Here is a 19104-nt window from a genome sequence, read left to right on the forward strand (position 1 = left end):
GCTCCGATGTGCCGGGCCGTCGGTCCGACCGGTGGGTACGGCTCAGCGCGTGGTGAAGGAGATGGCCAGGTACGCCTTCCTGTCGGTGGACGTGTCGCGCGGCGCGTCGAACAGGTGGTCCGCGATGAACAGCCTGCCGTCGGTGTAGATGATCTCCGCGGAGTCCAGCACGAAGGACTGCTCCGCGTCCCGCACCGACCGGTCGGAGGGGTTCTCCAGCAGGACGGTCTGCTTGAACGTCGCGCCGTCGATGCTCACGACCTGCCCGCCCTTGTCGTACGGCGGCTGCTTGAAGGCGATGATGTCACCGCCGTCCATCCTCAGTGGGAACATCGAGTACCGGTCGCCCGCCTCGGCCTTGTCGGACGTGGGCTTGCCGGTGGTGAGGTCGAAGGAGACGATCTCGTTGGTGTTGCCGTACTCGCCGCCGCCCTCGTGGTCCTCGGTGGGCAGGTAGAGCCGGTTGTTGCCGACGACCACCCGGTGGCAGACCTCCACGCCGGACGAGTCGCACTCGGCCGCGTACCGCTCGGCGTCCGCCGCGATCTTCACCTTGAGCTTGCCGGTCTTCTCGTCGATGGAGAAGAAGTCCGAGATGCTGGAGCCGTCACCGGCGGTGTCGCCGACGTCGGCGGCGACCACCAGCGGCTTGGTGGAGACGATGCCCGCGTCCTCGACGCCGGCCGGCATCTTGTACGACGACAGGGGCGCGCCGGTCTTCGGGTCGAGGTTCTGGATGAGCAGGTACCCGTTGTCGATCCGGCCACAGCGCCGGGCGGCGACCAGGCCCTCGCCGCCGCCGTAGCCGCGGTCCTCGCACTCCTCGGCGTTGGTCTGCGGCTTCCACAGCTCCTTGCCGGTGGCCAGGTCCCAGGCCGCGCCACCGTCCAGTCCGCCGGCGGCGACGGTGGTGGCGCCGATGGTCACCTCGTCGAACGCGGCCTTCTCGTCACCGGAGTCGGACGTGACGGACGTGCGCCACAGCAGCTTGCCGGTGGTCAGGTCGATGACGCCGACCTCGGTGCAGGGCTGGAAGTTCTTCGGCGGCACGCGCTTGGCGGCCTCGAAGACGACGGCGGTCCTGTTGTCCTTGACGTGCCGCGAGGCCGCGCAGACCTGGCCGGGCAGCGGGGTGGTCCACAGGGGCGTCCCCTTGGCGATGTCGTAGCCGACCACCGACTCGACGCCGGTCTTCACGTACGCCTTGTCCGTGACCCAGGAGCCGGTGACGTTCGTGAGGTCGTCGACCTTGGGCAGCGGAAGCTGGAACGCCACCTTCGCCCGGGTGTTGGCGGGTGCCTTCTCCTTGCCGCCGCCGTCCGGGGCGTTGCCGCCGGCTGCCTCGCCGCCGCTCTCACTGGTGCCCGTGGGCCCCTTGGCGTCGTTCGCGGGGTCGTCCTTGGACCCCGCGTACCAGATGCCGGCGGCGACGATCAGGACCACGGCGACGGCCGCGGCGATGATGATCCGCATCTGCGCGGACAGCTTCCCGCCCCCGCCTCCCTGCGGCGGCACCGGCTGCTGCACCGGCGCCGTGGGGTACCCGTACCCGGGCTGCTGGTAGCCGGGGCCGGGTGGCTGGGGCGGCGGGTACTGGCCGGGCGCCTGCGGGTAGCCGTAGCCGGGCGGCTGCGTGGTCGGAGGCGTGTGGGGCGGAGGCGCCTGGGGCGGCTGCGGGTTCTGCGGGTTCTGCGGGTATCCGTAGGCGGGGCCCGGGCCCTGCGGCGGCGGGGCGCCGAAGCCGGGGGGAGGGTCCTGCGGGGCGCCGAAGCCGCCCGAGGGGGGCTGGTTCGGCGGCGGCGGTGGCTGCGTCATGGGCTGAGTACCTCTGGAGAGAAGGGTGTCGGTCGGCCTTGGCACCGGGTGCGCGACCGTCGCGGGCGCACCGGGCCCGGGGGCCGGTCGCCTGCCGGTCGCCTGCGGGTCGCGTGCCGGAAGCCGTATGGGGCGCCGGCCGTGGGCGCCGGCCGCCTGGTCGTCGCCGGAAGTGGCGTACCACCGGACCCGGCCGCCGAGGACGACCGGGGCGGCCACGGCGGCGGGCGGGGGGCCGGCCCCGCTACGGCGGGCCGGGGGCGGCGGCGGTCGCTACCCGCCCCCGTGCGGGTCGAGGGTGTCGTACGGCCCGGCCGGGCCGTACGACGGCTGGATCGGCCGGCTCGTCGAACCGGCCCTGTGCTCACTTGCCGAAGGCCATCATCGTCTTCGTCTCCTTCTCCTCGGTGTCGTTACGGGCGCTGACGCGGCCGCTGGCGATGAAGAAGCGTCCGTCGGCGTACGCGTACCGGGGCGAGTAGAAGTCGCGCTCGATCTGGGCCGTCGACGCCGGGTGCTGGAGCAGCGTCTTGGGGGCGCCGCCGGTCGGGGCGAGGGTCGCGACGCCGCCGCCGCGGTCCCAGGAGCCCTCCATGTACAGCAGGACGTCGGCGCCCTCCATGCGCAGCGGGGTCATCGTCCGCTGCGGTCCGGCGGGGGCGCGCCACTTGGACTTGCCGGTGTTCAGGTCGAACGCCACCACGTCATTGGTGCCGTTGGTGAGCTGGGTGGGCTCGGTCGACATGTAGAAGGTGTTCGCGTCGGCGGCGACACCGATGCAGCCCTGGAGGTTCTCGCCGAAGACGACGAAGGATCCGCCGCACTTGGGGTTGAACTTGTCCTTGCCGCCGTCGAGCGTCGAGCGGAGCTTGCCCGCGTTCGTCAGCGCGACGACGCTCCACGTCTTCTTGTCGGGCTCTTCGATGGAGATGACCAGCGGGCTCACCGAGAAGACCTTGGTGACCTCCCAGTTGACCGGCAGCCGGTACGTCCACTTCGGCTTGCCGGTCGCCGGGTCGACCTCGCTGACCTCGTGCTGTGTCTTCTTGTAGTCACCGGTACGGCACTGGGCGGCGGCGATCAGCTTCGGCCCGCCCGCGTAGGCGAACGGCTTGCAGTCGGCGTTCGGCGTGCCGAACAGCTGCTTGCCGTCGGCGAGGGAGAATCCGTGGGAGTTGCCGGTGCCCGCGGCCGTCACGGTGGTGCCGCTGATGGCCAGCGTCATGTCGGACAGCGCGTTGAAGCCGGTCCCCTGCGGGACGGGCTTCTTCCACCCCGCCTTGCCGGTCTTCAGGTCGATCTGCTGGAGGACGACGCAGTCGGCCTTGTCGCCGGCTTTGTCGTTGAGGCCGATGACGATCGTGCCGTCGGAGGCGGGTGCGACGGGCGCTGTGCACACCTCGGTGGTGAACGGCACCTCCCACTTCTTCTTGCCGTCGGCCGCCGAATAGCCCACGACGCTCTTGTACATGGCCTTGACGACGGTGTCGCCGACGACCCACGGGCCGTACACGTGCGCGCCGTTGCGCGGCAGGTCGACGTCGTTCTTGACCAGCCACTCGACCCTGGCCTCGCCGTCCTTGCGGCCGGCGTTCAGGTCGTCGTCGGCCTCCCGGCCGCCACCGCTGCCGTCGCCCTGGTCGACGTCGCCCGATCCGGTCGGGGCCGGCGCGGCGTTGGAGCCCTTGGCCTCGGGCTTCTTGGGGTCGCTGCCGTCGTTCGCGAGGGCCAGGTACGTGCCTCCGCCGATGACGAGCAGGGCGGCGACGGCCGCGCCGATGATGGCGGCCGGCTTGCCCTTGAAGGGGCCGCGCGAGCCGGCCGGGGGCGGGGTGGGCGCCCCGGGGTACTGCGGCTGGGCCGGGTAGCCGCCGTAGGGACCCGGCTGGCCGTAGGGACCCGGCTGGCCGTAGGGGCCGGGCTGCGCCGCGTACGGGCCGGGCTGCTGCCCGGGAGCCTGCGGGTAGCCGTAACCGGGCTGGCCCGGAGGGGTCTGCGGGTAGCCGTAACCGGGCGGGCCCGGAGGGGGCTGGGGGTGGCCGTAGCCCGGTGCGGTGGCCGGCGGCGGGCCGGGGGGCGTCTGGGGCGCCGCCGGCGGCGAACCGGCGGGCGGCTGCGGGGCCGCGTCCGGCGGTGTCCCGTGGCCGGGCGCCGCGGCGGGCGGCTCCGGGGCCTGGGGAGGCTGCTGGTGCGGGTCCTGCGGAGACCCGAAGCCCCCCTGCGGCGGTTGCTGGCTGGGCGGCTGAGTCATCAGCGCTTCCCCCTTCGTGCGGCCCGCTGCCCGACCGGCCTCCCCCGCGATTCCGGCGCGCACGTACCGCCGGAAAGGAGCGAATCGGACATGGATTCCGCAGTGTTGCGTGAGTCGAGCGGGGCTTCTTTCTATCACTCGGCACCGACACGAAAGGGGCCGGTCCGCCCCTGTTCCCAAGGGAGGACCGGCCCGTGACGCCCTCGTTATCCGCTCTCCACGCCTTCTCTACGCGGGCGCCGGCGCTATGCGTCCTCGGCGAGTTCCAGCCACCGCATCTCCAAGTCCTCGCGCTGTGACGCCAGTTCCCGCAGCTCCGCGTCCAGTTTGGCCACCTTCTCGAAGTCCGTGGCGTTATCGGCGATTTGGGAGTGAAGCTTGGCCTCCTTCTCGGAGACCTTGTCGAGCTGCCGCTCGATCTTCTGCAGCTCCTTCTTCGCGGCACGGGCGTCGCCCGCCGACTTCTCCTTGGCGGGCGCGGAGGCGGCGGCCGGCGCGGGGGCGGCCGTCTCGATCATCCGCCGGCGTCGCTCCAGGTACTCGTCGATGCCGCGCGGCAGCATCCGCAGCGTGGCGTCGCCGAGCAGCGCGAACGTCCTGTCCGTCGTCCGCTCGATGAAGAACCGGTCGTGGGAGATGACGACCATCGAGCCGGGCCAGCCGTCGAGGAGGTCCTCCAGCTGCGTGAGCGTCTCGATGTCGAGGTCGTTGGTCGGCTCGTCGAGGAAGAGGACGTTCGGCTCGTCCATCAGCAGCCGCAGCAGCTGCAGCCGGCGGCGCTCACCGCCGGACAGGTCGCCGACCGGCGTCCACTGCTTCTCCTTGGTGAAACCGAACTGCTCGCACAGCTGCCCCGCCGTCATCTCCCGGCCCTTGCCGAGGTCGACGCGGTCGCGCACCTGCTGGACCGCCTCCAGCACCCGGAGCGTCGCCGGCAGTTCCGCGACGTCCTGCGACAGGTAGGCGAGGCGCACCGTCTTGCCGACGACGATCCGCCCGCCGGCCGGCTGTTCCTCGCCCCGTGTGGTGGCCGCGTCGGCGAGGGCCCGCAGCAGCGAGGTCTTCCCGGCGCCGTTGACGCCGACCAGGCCGATGCGGTCGCCGGGGCCGAGCTGCCAGGTGAGGTGCTTGAGCAGCACCTTCGGTCCGGCGGTGACGGTCACGTCCTCCAGGTCGAAGACGGTCCTGCCGAGCCGGGCGTTGGCGAACTTCATCAGCTCGCTCGTGTCGCGCGGCGGCGGTACGTCGGCGATCAGCTCGTTGGCCGCCTCGATGCGGTAACGCGGCTTGGAGGTACGGGCGGGGGCACCGCGCCGCAGCCACGCCAGCTCCTTGCGCATCAGGTTCTGCCGCTTGACCTCCTCCGTGGCGGCGATGCGCTCACGCTCGGCCCGCGCGAAGACGTAGTCGGAGTAGCCGCCCTCGTACTCGTGGACCGTGCCGCGCTGGACGTCCCACATCCGGGTGCAGACCTGGTCGAGGAACCAGCGGTCGTGCGTGACGCAGACGAGCGCGGAGCGCCGTTCCTGGAGGTGGCGGGCCAGCCAGGCGATGCCCTCCACGTCGAGGTGGTTCGTCGGCTCGTCGAGGACGATCAGGTCCTGCTCGGCGATCAGCAGCTTCGCGAGCGCGATACGGCGGCGCTCGCCACCGGACAGCGGCCCGATGACGGTGTCGAGTCCCTGCGGGAAGCCCGGCAGGTCGAGCCCTCCGAACAGCCCGGTCAGCACGTCGCGGATCTTGGCGCTGCCGGCCCACTCGTGGTCGGCGAGGTCCCCGATGACCTCGTGCCGCACCGTGGCGGCCGGGTCGAGCGAGTCGTGCTGCGTGAGTACGCCGGTGCGCAGGCCGCCGCTGTGCGTGACCCGCCCGGTGTCGGCCTCCTCCAGCTTGGCGATCATCCGGATGAGGGTGGTCTTGCCGTCTCCGTTGCGGCCGACGACACCGATCCGGTCCCCCTCGGAGACGCCGAGGGAGACACCGTCGAGCAGGGCACGGGTGCCGTACACCTTGCTGACTGCCTCGACATTGACCAGATTGACGGCCATTTCACTCCTGTGCAGGTGGACGGGGTCGACCTACCAGGGTAGTCGCCGTGGGGGGTGGGGTAGCGTGCGGCGTTCGATCGAACGGTCAGGCTCGGGGGCGGGATGGTCATGGGGCGGTACGGGATGCGGCGCGGCGTCACCACGGCGGTGGCGGCCGGGATGGTGCTGACGGGCTGCGCGTCGAAGACGCCCGAGGCGGCGCCCTCCGCCGGGCCTGCCGGGGCGACCGCGGCGACGCAGGCCGGTCCCGAGCCGGTGAAGGGCGTCGCGCTCGGCGGCAGGGGGACGCCGTGCCCGCTGCCCGTGACGTTCGAGACGGCGCCGAGGTGGACCGCGGAGGCGGTGACGTCCGAGTTCGGGACGCTCGACCAGGGCCCCGTCACCCTCGCCTGTGAGATCGACGCCAAACCGGCCGGGAACATCGGCTTCATCCGCGTCTGGACGGGCGACGCCGCCGGGGCGACGCCGCGCGAGGTCCTGGAGGGGTTCGTCGGCGCCGAGAAGGACGCCACGAAGATCCGGTACCGGGAGACGAAGGCGGGCGCCCTGCCGGCCACCGAGGTGACCCTCACGGTCAGCGGCGAGTTCACCGACGGGCCCAAGCCGGAGCGGGCCTTCGCCGTCGCCACGCCGCGCGGCGCGGTCGTGGTGCATCTGGGCGGGCTGGACGCCGAGGAGCACGGGGCGATGCTCCCGGCGTACGAGCTGGCCAAGCGGACGGCCGCGCTCACGGACTGACCCCTGCCACGGGCCGCCCGCCCGGGAGCCGCCGCCGGCAGCCGCCGGTGCCTGCCGGTTCCCGTGCCCGTGCCCGCCGGTCCCCGTACCCGCCGGTGCCGGTGCCTGCCGGTCAGGACGTGCGGCTCGCCCGCTCCACCAGGAGCCAGCCCACCAGCGCCATGCCGACCGCCACCGGGGCGCTGACGGGGACGGCGATCAGGAGGGCCGCGCGCCCCTCCAACAGGCCGCCGAAGCCCACCATCGACAGGCCCAGGACTCCGAACAGGCACAGCGTGATGCCGAGCGCCGCCATGGGCGACGAGCCCGGTGCGGCGGCCGGGCGGGAGCCGGGCCGCTCGAAGGCGCGGAACGCGGCGACCAGCACGCCCGTCACCGCCGCCGCCACCGCCAGCCGCACCGGCACCTGCGCCCACCACGCGCCCGAGGCCGGCGCCGGGAGGGGCACGTCCAGCGCGAGCATCGCGCCGTACACAGCGAGCATGGCCGTCAGGTGCCACAGGAACGCCGTCATGGCGACGCCGTTCGCCGCGACGACGGCCCGCCACACGGCCGGGCGCCGCGCCAGCCGGGCGCCGGGGCCCCGCAGCAGCTCCACCGCGCCGACCAGCCACAGGGCGTGGCAGAGCAGCGCGAAGGTGGGCGGCGCCATGTTGGAGACCTTCTCGCCCGGCATCCCGACCATGGACAGCGGGTACGGGCCGAGCGCCACCAGGGCGACGGCCCCCACCAGGCCGGACACCGCCAGGGCGGCGGGCAGCCGGATCCGGCCGTCCGCCCGCAGGAAGCCCAGCTGGTGCACGGCCAGCCACACGAAGGCGAAGTTCAGGAACTCGACGTACGGCACCCCGGCCGCGAACCGCAGCGCGTCCACCGCCGCCGCGCCCGCCACCAGCGCGGCGAAGGCGCCCCACCCGTACCGCTCGTGCAGCCGCAGCAGCGGCGGGGTGAAGGCCACCATCGCCAGGTAGATGCCGATGAACCACAGCGGTTGCGCGACCAGGCGCAGCGCGACGCCCGTCAGGCCACCGTCCCCGCCGGCGAGCTGGACGGCGAGCGCGGCGGCGGTCCACACGCCGATGAACACCATCGTCGGGCGGAGCAGGCGCTCCAGCCGGGCCCGCAGGAACGTGGCGTAGCCGGGGCGGGACCGGTACGACAGGGCGTGCGAGAACCCGCCCACGAAGAAGAACACCGGCATGATCTGAAGCGCCCAGGTGAGCGGTTGCAGTGCGGGGACGACGGCCAGCAGGTTGCCGACGGAGCCGTCGGCGGTGACGGCGGCCATCAGCCAGTGGCCGAGCACCACGGTCGCGAGTGACACGACCCGCAGCAGGTCGATGTACCGGTCGCGGGTGTCGGGGGTGCGGGCGGCGAGCTCCGAGACGCTGATTGCCATGCCGGTACGGTCCCGGACGGGGCCGCACCGGCGTCAGTGCTCTCGTACTCAGGTGCGGATCTGAGTAGCTCCCGGCGCCGGGGAGGTCGCCACCCGGGCGGTGCGGCAGGTGCCGGAGGCGAGCAGGGCGTCGGCGACCGTGCGGGCCGCGTCCTCGTCCTTGACCAGGAACGCGGTGGTCGGGCCCGATCCGGAGACCAGGCCCGCCAGGGCGCCCGCGGCGGTGCCCGCCGCGAGGGTGTCGGCGAGTGAGGGCCGCAGGGAGAGGGCGGCGGGCTGGAGGTCGTTGACGAGGGCGCCCGCCAGCAGCGCGGTGTCGCCGGTTCGCAGCGCGTCCAGCAGCGCGGCCGAGGCGGCGGGGGCGGGGACGTCCGCACCGGCCACGAGCCGGTCGAACTCCCCGTACACCGCGGGCGTCGACAGCCCGCCGTCGGCGACCGCGAACACCCAGTGGAAGGTGCCGCCCACCTCCAGCGGCGTCAGGCGCTCACCGCGCCCGGTGCCCAGTGCCGCCCCGCCGACGAGGCTGAACGGCACGTCGCTGCCGAGCTCGGCGCAGATGGCCAGCAGTTCGTCCCGGGACGCCCGGGTGCCCCACAGGGCGTCGCAGGCGAGGAGCGCGCCGGCGCCGTCGGCGCTGCCGCCCGCCATGCCGCCGGCGACGGGGATGTCCTTGGCGATGTGGAGGTGGACGTCCGGGGAGATGCCGTGCCGGGCGGCCAGGGCGAGGGCGGCGCGGGCCGCCAGGTTCGTGGTGTCCAGGGGCACTTGGCCGGCGTCGGGGCCCGAGCAGGTGATCCGCAGCTCGTCCGCGGGGGTCGCCGTCACCTCGTCGTACAGCGAGACGGCGAGGAAGACGTTGGCCAGGTCGTGGAATCCGTCCGGGCGGGCGGCGCCGACCGCCAGCTGGACGTTGACCTTCGCCGGGACTCGTACGGTGATGCTCACGCTGACTTGGCCTCCGCGATACGGGCGAACTCTTCCACGGTGAGGGACTCGCCCCGCGCCTGCGGGGAGATCCCGGCGGCGACCAGCGCGGCCTCGGCGGCGGCCGGGGAGCCGGCCCAGCCGGCCAGCGCGGCGCGCAGCGTCTTGCGGCGCTGGGCGAAGGCGGCGTCGACGACCGCGAAGACGTCCTTCTTGGTGGCCGTGGTCCTCAGCGGCTCCGAGCGGCGCACCAGGGAGACGAGTCCCGAGTCGACGTTGGGGGCGGGCCAGAAGACGTTGCGGCCGATGGCGCCGGCCCGCTTGACCTCCGCGTACCAGTTGGCCTTCACCGACGGCACGCCGTACACCTTGTTGCCGGGCCGCGCCGCGAGCCGGTCGGCGACCTCCGCCTGGACCATGACGAGGGTCCGCTCGATGGTCGGGAAGCGGTCCAGCATGTGCAGCAGCACGGGCACGGCGACGTTGTACGGGAGGTTCGCGACGAGCGCGGTCGGCGGCGGGCCGGGCAGCTCCTCGACGTGCATGGCGTCGGAGTGGACGAGGGCGAAACGGTCCTTCCTCGCCGGCATGCGGGCGGCGATCGTGGCGGGCAGGGCGCCCGCCAGGACGTCGTCGATCTCGACGGCGGTCACCCGGTCCGCGGCCTCCAGCAGCGCCAGGGTCAGCGACCCGAGCCCGGGCCCGACCTCCACCACGACGTCATCGGGACGGACCTCCGCCGTGCGGACGATGCGCCGGACGGTGTTGGCGTCGATGACGAAGTTCTGGCCGCGCTGCTTGGTGGGGCGTACGCCCAGCGCGGCGGCCAGTTCACGGATGTCGGCGGGGCCGAGGAGGGCGTCGGGCTCAGTGGTGCTCACCGATACAGCCTACGGCCGCAGTGCGGCCACGGGCTCGCCCCCCGCTGCACGTAGAGCTTCTTCGCCCGGTATGTCTGTTCGGCGGCGGGGGCGTCCTGGGCGACGCCGCTGCCGCCGAGGGAGCGCCAGGTGCCGGGGTCGAACTGGTACAGCCCGCCGTAGGTGCCGGAGGCGTCCACGGCGTCGGGCCGGCCCCCGGACTCGCACTGGGCGAGCGCGTTCCAGTCGAGGTGGTCGGCGCCGTCGACGGATGCGGGCCTGGGCTTGGTGCCGACCAGCACCCGCCGGTCGACCGGCTCCCGCACGAGCTCGTCGGCGATCTTCCGGGGCCTCTGCTGGACGCCGTTGACCGTGCGCAGGGAGTACGTCACCCGGCGCGAGCCCTGCCGTCCCTGCCGTTCGACGACCTCGGTGCCCTTGTACAGGGACGGGTCCTCGACCCGCTCGACGCCGTAGGGGACGGGCTCCTCCCGGACCTCCTTGGTGTCGGTGATCCGCATGATGGTGATCGTCTGGCCGTCGCGCGGGAAGCTGCCGAACGGTACGGAGGTGGTGTCGCGGCCGCTGAGGGTGATCCCCGCCTGGTCCAGCGCCTCGCGGACGGTGGCGGCGTTGGTGCGGATGGTGCGCTCCCGGCCGTCGGCCATGAACGTCACGGTGCGTTCGGTGCGTACGTCGAGGGTGAGGCCCTCCCGCGAGATGGCGGCGGAACGGGACACGGACATGTAGGCGCCCTCGGCGCGGACCCCGAGGGCGCGCAGGGCCTCGCCGACGGTCCGGGCGGTGGTCCAGACGCGGCGGCGCTGCCCGTCGAGGGTGAGCGTGACGGGGCGGCCGTAACGCAGGGCGACCTCGTCGCCGCTGGCGAGAGCCTGGTGGGGGCCGGGGACGACGAGGTCGTGCTCGCCGACGGCCAGGCCCTCGTCGGCGAGGAGTTCGGAGACGTCGTCGGCGAAGGTGTGCAAGGTGCGCGGTACGCCGTCGACGCTGAGCCGCACCGCCTTGTCGTCGGCGACGAACGCGCTGGTGCCGCCGGCGAGGAACGCCACGACCAGCGCCTGCGGGACGAGCCGCCGCAGCCCTTCGGGGCCGCCGGACCCGGCCGCCCTGCGGCGGCGTGCGGCACGGCGGGCCTCGGCGCGGCCCCCGGCGGGCACCGCCGTGAGGGTGGGCGCCTCGGGGTCGACGCGGGCGGCGGGGCCGGCCTCGGGGCCCGCCCCCTGGCGGGGCAGCGCCCGGTACACGGCGACCGGCGCGGGGCCGGGCGGGGGCGCGGGGCTCGGCAGCGGTACGTCCCACTCCCCGTACCCCGCCTCGGCGACCGGGGCGGGTGCGGGCGCCCCGGAGGCGTGGCGGCCGGCCCGGGTGGCGGCGCGGTGACTGCCCTGGGAGTTGCTCACGAGGCCGGGACCCTAGCGGAGGGTCGGTGACTCTCCAAAGCGGCTCGACTACGCAGCGTCGCACCGCTACGCTGAGTGGCCCGTGTGCGTTATCGGTCAGTAATCAAAGGCTCGCGCGGTGTTGACGGCGATCGCGGTGGACATGGCCTCCTCGTCGATCCCCCGCACCCGGGCCATCGCCCGGACCGTGATCGGAACGAGATACGGGGCGTTGGGCCGTCCGCGGTACGGCACGGGCGTCAGGAACGGGGCGTCCGTCTCGACGAGCACGAGGTCCAGCGGCGCGACGGCGAGCGCGTCGCGCAGCGGCTGGGCGTTCTTGAAGGTGACGTTCCCGGCGAAGGACATGAAGTACCCGGCCTCCGCGCAGGTCCGTGCCATGTCGGCGTCGCCGGAGTAGCAGTGGAACACCGTCCGCTCGGGGGCGCCCTCCTCGGCGAGGATGCGCAGGACGTCGTCGTGCGCCTCGCGGTCGTGGATGACGAGCGCCTTGCCGTGCCGCTTGGCGATCTCGATGTGGGCGCGGAAGGACCGCTCCTGGGCGGCCATGCCCTCCGGGCCGGTGCGGAAGTGGTCGAGCCCGGTCTCGCCGACCGCCTTGACCTCCGGCAGGGCGGCGAGCCGGTCGATCTCGGCGAGCGCGTCGTCGAGCGCCGCGTCACCGCCCGCCTCCCGGGCGCCCTGCCGCGACCACCCGTCGGGGTCGCCCAGCACGATCCGCGGCGCCTCGTTGGGGTGCAGGGCGACGGCCGCGTGGACCTGGGGGAACGCGGCGGCGGTCTCCGCGGCCCAGCGGGAGCCCTTGAGGTCGCAGCCCACCTGGACCACCGTGTCGACACCGGCGGCGGCGGCCTTGGCGAGGGCCTCCTCGACGGAGCCGGACTGCATGTCCAGGTGGGTGTGGGAATCGGCGACGGGCACCCCGAGGGGTTCGGGCAGCGGCGGCGGGACGTCCTTGGAGCTCATGCCCCGATCGTACGGAAGCCCCGGCCGCCCCTCCGTGGGGCTACTTGCGGTGGAAGGCGTGCAGCAGGTCGGACAGGTGCCAGTGGTGCGGTTCCCTGGCCGGGGCCTCGGTGGCCGGTTCCTCCGCCCGCGCCTGCGCCTGTTCCTGCCCGAGGGTCGGTCCGGCCGACCCGACGGAACCCTTGGTGGGCTCGGCCTGGTGCTGGGCGAGCAGTTCCAGCACCGAGGAGACCTGACCGGCCCGCATGATCCGGACGACGTGCCGTCCGCAGTTGAGGCAGGTGGGGTCGGACAGCGGCGACGGCACCCGGCGGCCCCCCGCCTTGTACACGACGAACTCATGACCGCTGATGTCGGTGTGGTGCTCGATGTCGTACGCCTGCTCCCAGCCGTACCCGCAGTTCATACAGGCGAAGGCATAGGCCTCATGGCCTACCGGGGTGCTTGTCGTCTCGCTCATGCCAGCTCCTCTCCACTGCACCAGTGGACGCCTCTACGGGCGGGAGTGCGCAGGCACCTGCCGAATGTTGGACCGGTTTTGGGGCTTACCATGCCGAAAGGCCTGCCGCACGGTCTGGTCTTTGCCTTTCACGATAGACCTTTACCCGCCGCGGAGCCTTCGGCGGACGCGTTCTTCGCCGCCACCACGGCGTCGAACACCTCCCGCTTGGGCAGGCCCGCGTCGGCTGCGACCGCCGCGATGGCTTCCTTGCGGCGCTCCCCCGCCTCCTCGCGCACCCGTACCCGGCGCACCAGCTCGGCCGCGTCCAGATCGGCGGGACCGGTCTCGGGGGCACCCTCGACGACGATCGTGATCTCACCGCGTACGCCTTCGGCCGCCCAGGCCGCCAGCTCGCCGACGCCGCCGCGCCTGACCTCCTCGTACGTCTTGGTCAGCTCCCGGCAGACCGCGGCCCGGCGCTCCTCGCCGAACACCTCGGCCATCGCGGCGAGCGTGTCGTCGAGCCGGTGCGGGGCCTCGAAGTAGACGAGGGTGCGCCGCTCCCCGGCCACCTCCCGGAGCCGGGACAGCCGCTCCCCCGCCTTGCGGGGCAGGAAGCCCTCGAAGCAGAACCGGTCGACGGGCAGCCCGGACAACGCCAGCGCGGTCAGGACGGCCGACGGGCCCGGTACGGCGGTGACCTTGATGTCCCGCTCGACGGCGGCGGCGACCAGCCGGTAGCCGGGGTCGGAGACGGACGGCATGCCCGCGTCGGTGACCAGCAGGACACGCGCGCCGCCCGCGAGGGCCTCGACCAGTTCGGGCGTACGGGCGGACTCGTTGCCCTCGAAGTACGACACGACCCGGCCGGTGGTGTGGACGCCGAGCGCCTGGGTCAGCCGGCGCAGCCGCCGGGTGTCCTCCGCGGCGACGATGTCGGCCGTTTCCAGCTCGGCGGCGAGGCGCGGCGGGGCGTCCGCGACGTCCCCGATCGGGGTTCCTGCGAGTACGAGCGTTCCGGTCACCGTTCCTGTCACGGAGCCATCCTCGCAGCCCGGACGGGCGACTCGCACAGGCGCGTTCCCTACGATGGCGCGGTGACCAGTACTGCTCATGAGGCCCTGCGCGGGCGGGACGCCGGGGAACAGCCGCCCCCGTGGCAGCAGCGCCTGCGCCGATTCGGCTACGTACCGCGGCCCGTTACGGGCGTGCGCGAGCGGTTGGTGCCTCCGTACGCCCGCCCCTCGGACCGGGTGTGGACGGTGCTCGGCGCACCGCCCGCGGTGGCCGAGCGGCTGTGGCGGCTGGCGGCCTGGGGCGGGCCGCTGCTGGTGGCGCTCGTCGCGGGGCTGCTGCGGTTCTGGAACCTGGGCCGGCCCCATGCGGTGATATTCGACGAGACGTACTACGCCAAGGACGCCTGGGCGCTGGTCAACCAGGGGTACGAGGGGGCGTGGCCGAAGGACGTCGACGCGTCGATCCTGAAGAACCCGGGCGCGGTCGCCGTCCCGACGGACCCGGGCTATGTGGTGCACCCTCCGGTCGGCAAGTGGGTCATCGGCCTGGGCGAGCAGCTCTTCGGCTTCACGCCGTTCGGCTGGCGCTTCATGGTGGCGGTGCTGGGCACGCTGTCGGTGCTGATGCTGTGCCGGATCGGGCGGCGGCTGTTCCGCTCGACGTTCCTGGGCTGCCTGGCGGGCGCGCTGCTGGCCGTGGACGGTCTGCACTTCGTGATGAGCCGCACGGCGCTGCTCGACCAGGTGCTGATGTTCTTCGTCCTGGCGGCGTTCGGGTGCCTGCTCATCGACCGTGACCGGTCCCGGCGGCGGCTGGCGGAGGCGCTGCCGGTGGACGCGGACGGGCTGCTGCGGCCGGACGCCGGGATCGCGGAGACGCTGCGCCTGGGGTGGCGGCCGTGGCGCGTCGCGGCCGGTCTGTCGCTGGGCCTGGCGGCGGCCACGAAGTGGAACGGCCTGTACGTCCTCGCCGCGTTCGGCGTGATGACGGTCCTGTGGGACGTGGGCGCCCGCCGCACGGCCGGTGCCCACCGGCCCTACGAGAGCGTGCTGCGGCGGGACCTGCTGCCGGCGTTCGTCTCGACGGTCCCGGTGGCGATCGTCACGTACATCGTGTCGTGGTCGGGCTGGATCCTCACCGACAAGGGGTACTTCCGGAACTGGGCCACCAGCGAGGGCAAGGACAGCGCGTGGTCGTGGCTGTTCCCCGACTGGTGGCGCAGCCTGTGGCACTACGAGTCCGAGGTCTACGGCTTCCACGTCAACCTGACGTCGGGGCACACGTACGAGTCGAACCCGTGGAGCTGGATCGTGCTGGGCCGGCCCGTGTCGTACTTCTACGAGGACCCGGAGCCCGGCCGGGACGGCTGCCCGGTGAACGCCACGGAGAAGTGCGCGCGCGAGGTGCTGGCCATCGGCACACCCCTGCTGTGGTGGGCGGCGTGCTTCGCGATCCTCTACGTCCTGTGGCGCTGGTTCTTCCGCCGCGACTGGCGCGCGGGCGCGATCGCGTGCGCCGTCGCGGCCGGGTGGGTGCCGTGGTTCCACTACCAGGAGCGCACGATCTTCGTGTTCTACGCGGTGGTGTTCGTGCCGTTCCTCTGCCTCGCGGTGGCGATGATGATCGGCGCCATGCTGGGGCCCCCGGGCACCGGCGAGGCGGCCGAACGGCGCCGGACGATCGGCGCGGTGGGCGTGGGAGTGCTGGTGCTGCTCATCATCTGGAACTTCATCTACTTCTGGCCCCTGTACACCGGCGAGTCGATCCCGATGGAGGAATGGCGCGACCGGATGTGGCTGGACACCTGGGTGTAGGTGGAGGGGGCCTGCCCGGCCCACGGCCCTCCCGCCGTTGTCAGTTGGCCTGTGTAGGCTGATCGGCAGCCGGGGGGAGCGGGTCTGGAACGGCATGCGCGGTTGCGTGTTCACACGTGGCGCGGGTGCCGTCCGTGGCGTGTGCGGTGGTGCAGGTTCGCCGTTTCCCCCGGGACATGAGCACCTACGGGGATACGGGGAAACACATGAGACGGAGCACACGTGTGCTCGCGGCGCTCGGCGCCGCTGTCGGTTCGCTGATACTCGTCACGCAGCCGGCCTCGGCCAATTCCTTCGGGCCGACGTTCGCCGACAACAAGGCGCACAGCTTCTTCTTCGACGACGACCTGTCGAAGAAGCAGCGCTCGGGCATGGACTGGGCGCGCAAGAACTCGCTGGCGCCGACGGACATGACGACCAGCGTGAACCGCACGTACAACAAGCAGGTCGACGTGTGGACGTACGCCACGTGGAACCCCACCGGGGACCAGAAGAACTGGTACGCGTGGACCACGTGCGTGAAGAGGGCGAGCGGCAGCAAGTGCGACCAGTTCACCATCGTGTTCAACCACAAGGTTCCGCACTCGAACTACAAGTCGCTGTCGTGCCACGAGATCGGGCACAGCGTCGGCCTGGGCCACGCCAGCGGCAAGAACAGCAGCTACTCCTCGGCGAATCGTTCCTGCATGCGCGGCAATCCCGACCACAACTACTACGCCAAGCATGACAAGAACCACATCAACGGCCGTTACTGAACAGGGACCGAGAGAGCAGAGGAGAGTGAGCAACCGATGAAGACACGTATGCGCCTCGCGCCGGCCGCCGCCGGCGCCGCCACCCTTGCCGTCCTGCTGAGCACGGCGGCGTGCTCCTCCGGCACGCCCCGGGCCGAAGGGACGCCGGACACCCCGGCCGCCTCCGGCGGCTTCTGGGGCGCGCACGCCGGCGCCGCCGCCTCCGAGGCGAATCCGCCGACGAGCGTCCCCGACCTCGCCGGCCGCTCCGACCTGGTCGTCCTCGGCACCATCACGGGCGCCGAGGAGGGCAAGGAGTACACCGACCCGGGCAAGCCCGCCAACCGCACCTCGAACGTCCGCATCGCGGTCGAGAAGTCCAGCAAGCCGGGGGTGACCGAAGCGGTCGTGGAGTTCACCCGCGACCCGGCGCACGACCTGAACGACATCACCGACGACCTTCCCGAGGGGAAGTACGTCTTCTACCTCACGTCCTGGTACGAGGGCCCGGACGGCCCGGTCCACAGCTGCGCCTCGACGGCGGCGTGCGTGGTCAGCGCCAAGGACGGCGCCCTGGAGACGCCTCGGGACCCGGAGATCGCGCGGGAGCTGACCGAGGGCACCAGGGCGGCGGTCAAGACCGAGCCGGTGAAGAGCGCCCAGTCGTCCAGGGCCGGGCAGTCGGCTCAGGAGGGCCGGCCGCGGCTGAACAGCGCCGATGACGTCTTCGCCCTCGGCGTCGCCGGCTGAGCGCACCACGGACCGCGGTGAACCGCGGTGACGTGCGGGCCCCGGACATCGCGCCGATGCCCGGGGCCCCGCACGTTCCGGTCGGATAACGGTCCGCCGCCTCGTCAGAACCGTCCCGTAGGGTGACTCCAGTTACGTGCTTGAACATGTTCAAGGGCTCCTGGGGAGGGGGACTGCACGATGCGCAGCGGAGCGAAGATCGCCATCGTCGGCGGGGTGTTCACCGTCGTGGCCGGTGGTGTGGGGTACGGGGCGTACAACGTCTTCAACGGCATCACGGGCGGGGCGGGCGAGACCACCACCACATCGGCCGTGGCCGCGCGGAAGGCCGGTTCGGGGCCGGTGACCGCCGAGGAGATCGAGCGGACGGCGAAGGACTTCCTCGCCGCCTGGGCGAAGGGGGACGCGGAGGCGGCCGGCGACCTGACCAACGCCGCCGCCACCGCGACGTCCGCCGTCGCGGGCTTCCGCGAGGAGGCCCACGTCTCCAAGGCGGTAATCACGCCGGGCAGACCGGTGGGGCCGAAGGTGCCGTTCACGGTCGACGCGACGGTGACGTACGACGGGCGGTCCAAGCGCCTGACGTACGCCTCGCAGCTCACCGTCGTACGGGGCGTCACCAGCGGCGTGCCGCTGGTGGACTGGGCGCCGACGGTGATCCACCCCGGGCTGACCGCCCAGTCGGTACTGCGCACGGGTGAGGCGTCCAGCCCGCCGGTCGAGGCGGTCGACCGCGACGGCGTGGAGCTGACACCGGAGAAGTACCCGTCGCTGAAGCCCGTCCTGGACCAGTTGCGAGAGAAGTACGGCTCCCGGGCGGGCGGGAAGCCCGGCATCGAGACCTGGATCGACTCCACCGGCGAGGGCGTGGCCGACCGGACCCTGCTGACGATCGCCAAGGGCGTGCCCGGCAAGCTGCGGACGACGCTGGACGCGGACGTGCAGGCGGCCGCCGAGCGGGCGGTGAAGCGGTACGCCGAGTCCTCGGTGGTGGCCGTCAAGCCGTCCACGGGCGAGATACGGGCGGTGGCCAACAACCGCACGGACGCGTTCAACGCGGCGTTCGAGGGGAAGCAGGCGCCCGGATCCACGATGAAGATCGTGACGGCGGCCATGCTGCTGGAGAAGGGCCTGGTGAGCGCGGACCGTCCGGCGGAGTGCCCCAAGGACGTCATGTACCAGAGCCGGTCCTTCCACAACCTGGACCACTTCGCCCTCCCGGACGGCAGCACCTTCAAGGAGAGCTTCAAGCGGTCCTGCAACACCGCCTTCATCAAGCTGATCGACGACGTGGGCGACGACGCGGCGCTCGGCAGGGAGGCCCGCGACGTCTTCGGCATCGGCCTCAACTGGCAGACGGGCGTCGTCTCCTGGGACGGTTCGGTGCCCGCGGAGGCCGGCGGCGTCGCCGCGGCGCAGTACATCGGCCAGGGCACCATCCAGATGAACGCCCTCAACGTCGCGTCCATCGCCGCGACCGCGAAACACGGCTCCTTCAAGCAGCCGATCATCGTGCCGCGCGACCTGGACGACCGGGAGATCGCCACCGCCGCGCGCGGCCTGCACGGCTCCGCGGCCCAGCAGTTGCGCGAGATGATGCGGGCCACGGCGACCAGCGGCACGGGCGCCACGGCGATGGCCGGGGTCGGCGGCGACAAGGGGGCCAAGACCGGCTCCGCCGAGGTCGGCGGGCAGGCCGACTCCAACAGCTGGTTCGCCGGCTTCGCCGACGACCTGGCGGCCGCGGCGGTCGTCCAGTCGGGCGGCCACGGCGGGGACGCGGCCGGCCCGCTCGTCGCCTCGGTGCTCAAGGCCCGGTGACGCGCTCGCGTGGCCCGTACAGCCACCGCCGGCGTGCGGGGACGAGCGGGGGCCGGGGCCGTCCCCGAGCCGCTAGGGTCCGGTGAACCGAGGTGCGCGTA

15 protein-coding genes are annotated in these 19104 nt (G+C 72.8%); 5 read left to right on the forward strand and 10 right to left on the reverse strand.

Annotation, left to right across the window (positions count from 1 at the left end):
* Positions 1-42: 42 nt before the first annotated feature.
* From ABD347_RS14985 to ABD347_RS14995, 3 genes are all read right to left on the reverse strand, one after another.
* Positions 43-1815 carry an outer membrane protein assembly factor BamB family protein gene (locus ABD347_RS14985; RefSeq protein ID WP_344361131.1) on the reverse strand — a complete coding sequence of 591 codons (1773 nt, stop codon included), beginning with the start codon at positions 1813-1815 and terminating at the stop codon, positions 43-45.
* Positions 1816-2179: 364 nt separating this feature from the next.
* Complete coding sequence (locus tag ABD347_RS14990; protein ID WP_344361133.1) at positions 2180-4066, reverse strand: outer membrane protein assembly factor BamB family protein; 1887 nt, start codon at positions 4064-4066, stop codon at positions 2180-2182.
* A 245-nt stretch (positions 4067-4311) separates the two neighbouring features.
* A complete protein-coding gene (locus ABD347_RS14995) occupies positions 4312-6114 on the reverse strand; it encodes an ABC-F family ATP-binding cassette domain-containing protein (RefSeq protein ID WP_344361136.1) in 1803 nt (600 codons plus the stop codon).
* Positions 6115-6222: 108 nt separating this feature from the next.
* Between ABD347_RS14995 and ABD347_RS15000 the strand changes: the two genes are divergently transcribed.
* Positions 6223-6852 (forward strand): lipoprotein, encoded by a 630-nt coding sequence (locus ABD347_RS15000; protein ID WP_344361138.1) that lies wholly within the window; start codon positions 6223-6225, stop codon positions 6850-6852.
* Between the two features lie 112 nt (positions 6853-6964).
* Here the strand turns inward: ABD347_RS15000 and ABD347_RS15005 are convergent, their stop codons facing one another.
* The 7 genes from ABD347_RS15005 to rsmI all read right to left on the reverse strand — a co-directional run bounded on the left by ABD347_RS15005 (position 6965) and on the right by rsmI (position 13892).
* A complete protein-coding gene (locus ABD347_RS15005) occupies positions 6965-8251 on the reverse strand; it encodes an acyltransferase family protein (RefSeq protein WP_344361141.1) in 1287 nt (428 codons plus the stop codon).
* A gap of 48 nt (positions 8252-8299) precedes the next feature.
* Positions 8300-9199, reverse strand: a complete 900-nt coding sequence (locus ABD347_RS15010) for a 4-(cytidine 5'-diphospho)-2-C-methyl-D-erythritol kinase (RefSeq protein ID WP_344361143.1) — start codon at positions 9197-9199, stop codon at positions 8300-8302.
* Complete coding sequence (rsmA, locus tag ABD347_RS15015; RefSeq protein ID WP_344361144.1) at positions 9196-10059, reverse strand: 16S rRNA (adenine(1518)-N(6)/adenine(1519)-N(6))-dimethyltransferase RsmA; 864 nt, start codon at positions 10057-10059, stop codon at positions 9196-9198. The genes ABD347_RS15010 and rsmA overlap by 4 nt, the downstream gene beginning before the upstream one ends.
* Entirely contained in the window at positions 10056-11459 is a 1404-nt protein-coding gene (locus tag ABD347_RS15020) for a resuscitation-promoting factor (RefSeq protein WP_344361145.1), read from the reverse strand. Before ABD347_RS15020 ends, rsmA begins: the two co-directional genes overlap by 4 nt.
* Before the next feature lie 96 nt (positions 11460-11555).
* Positions 11556-12425 carry a TatD family hydrolase gene (locus tag ABD347_RS15025; RefSeq protein WP_344361147.1) on the reverse strand — a complete coding sequence of 290 codons (870 nt, stop codon included), beginning with the start codon at positions 12423-12425 and terminating at the stop codon, positions 11556-11558.
* 40 nt (positions 12426-12465) lie between these two features.
* Positions 12466-12885, reverse strand: coding sequence for a hypothetical protein (locus tag ABD347_RS15030; protein ID WP_344361149.1), 420 nt, complete (start codon positions 12883-12885; stop codon positions 12466-12468).
* Between the two features lie 128 nt (positions 12886-13013).
* A complete protein-coding gene (gene rsmI, locus ABD347_RS15035; RefSeq protein ID WP_344361315.1) occupies positions 13014-13892 on the reverse strand; it encodes a 16S rRNA (cytidine(1402)-2'-O)-methyltransferase in 879 nt (292 codons plus the stop codon).
* Positions 13893-13964: 72 nt separating this feature from the next.
* On the opposite strand from rsmI, the gene ABD347_RS15040 reads away from it, so the two are divergent.
* The 4 genes from ABD347_RS15040 (at position 13965) to ABD347_RS15055 (ending at position 19003) form a co-directional block, all read left to right on the forward strand.
* Positions 13965-15698 carry a dolichyl-phosphate-mannose--protein mannosyltransferase gene (locus tag ABD347_RS15040; RefSeq protein ID WP_344361152.1) on the forward strand — a complete coding sequence of 578 codons (1734 nt, stop codon included), beginning with the start codon at positions 13965-13967 and terminating at the stop codon, positions 15696-15698.
* Between the two features lie 206 nt (positions 15699-15904).
* Positions 15905-16453: a hypothetical protein gene (locus tag ABD347_RS15045; RefSeq protein WP_344361154.1), complete on the forward strand. Its 549-nt coding sequence runs from the start codon at positions 15905-15907 to the stop codon at positions 16451-16453.
* 36 nt (positions 16454-16489) lie between these two features.
* Positions 16490-17182 carry a hypothetical protein gene (locus ABD347_RS15050; protein WP_344361157.1) on the forward strand — a complete coding sequence of 231 codons (693 nt, stop codon included), beginning with the start codon at positions 16490-16492 and terminating at the stop codon, positions 17180-17182.
* Between the two features lie 180 nt (positions 17183-17362).
* Positions 17363-19003: a penicillin-binding transpeptidase domain-containing protein gene (locus ABD347_RS15055; RefSeq protein WP_344361160.1), complete on the forward strand. Its 1641-nt coding sequence runs from the start codon at positions 17363-17365 to the stop codon at positions 19001-19003.
* Positions 19004-19104 lie beyond the last annotated feature (101 nt).

The sequence above is a fragment of the Streptomyces gobitricini genome (assembly GCF_039532985.1).
GTDB lineage: Bacteria > Actinomycetota > Actinomycetes > Streptomycetales > Streptomycetaceae > Streptomyces > Streptomyces gobitricini.

Coding starts and splice junctions, on each gene's coding strand:
- ABD347_RS15045 (WP_344361154.1), top strand. CDS start 15,905: ATGAGACGGAGCACACGTGTGCTCGCGGCGCTCGGCGCCGCTGTCGGT.
- ABD347_RS14990 (WP_344361133.1), bottom strand. CDS start 4,066: ATGACTCAGCCGCCCAGCCAGCAACCGCCGCAGGGGGGCTTCGGGTCT.
- ABD347_RS15030 (WP_344361149.1), bottom strand. CDS start 12,885: ATGAGCGAGACGACAAGCACCCCGGTAGGCCATGAGGCCTATGCCTTC.
- ABD347_RS15050 (WP_344361157.1), top strand. CDS start 16,490: ATGAAGACACGTATGCGCCTCGCGCCGGCCGCCGCCGGCGCCGCCACC.
- ABD347_RS14985 (WP_344361131.1), bottom strand. CDS start 1,815: ATGACGCAGCCACCGCCGCCGCCGAACCAGCCCCCCTCGGGCGGCTTC.
- ABD347_RS15000 (WP_344361138.1), top strand. CDS start 6,223: ATGGGGCGGTACGGGATGCGGCGCGGCGTCACCACGGCGGTGGCGGCC.
- ABD347_RS15055 (WP_344361160.1), top strand. CDS start 17,363: ATGCGCAGCGGAGCGAAGATCGCCATCGTCGGCGGGGTGTTCACCGTC.
- ABD347_RS15025 (WP_344361147.1), bottom strand. CDS start 12,425: ATGAGCTCCAAGGACGTCCCGCCGCCGCTGCCCGAACCCCTCGGGGTG.
- ABD347_RS15005 (WP_344361141.1), bottom strand. CDS start 8,251: ATGGCAATCAGCGTCTCGGAGCTCGCCGCCCGCACCCCCGACACCCGC.
- ABD347_RS14995 (WP_344361136.1), bottom strand. CDS start 6,114: ATGGCCGTCAATCTGGTCAATGTCGAGGCAGTCAGCAAGGTGTACGGC.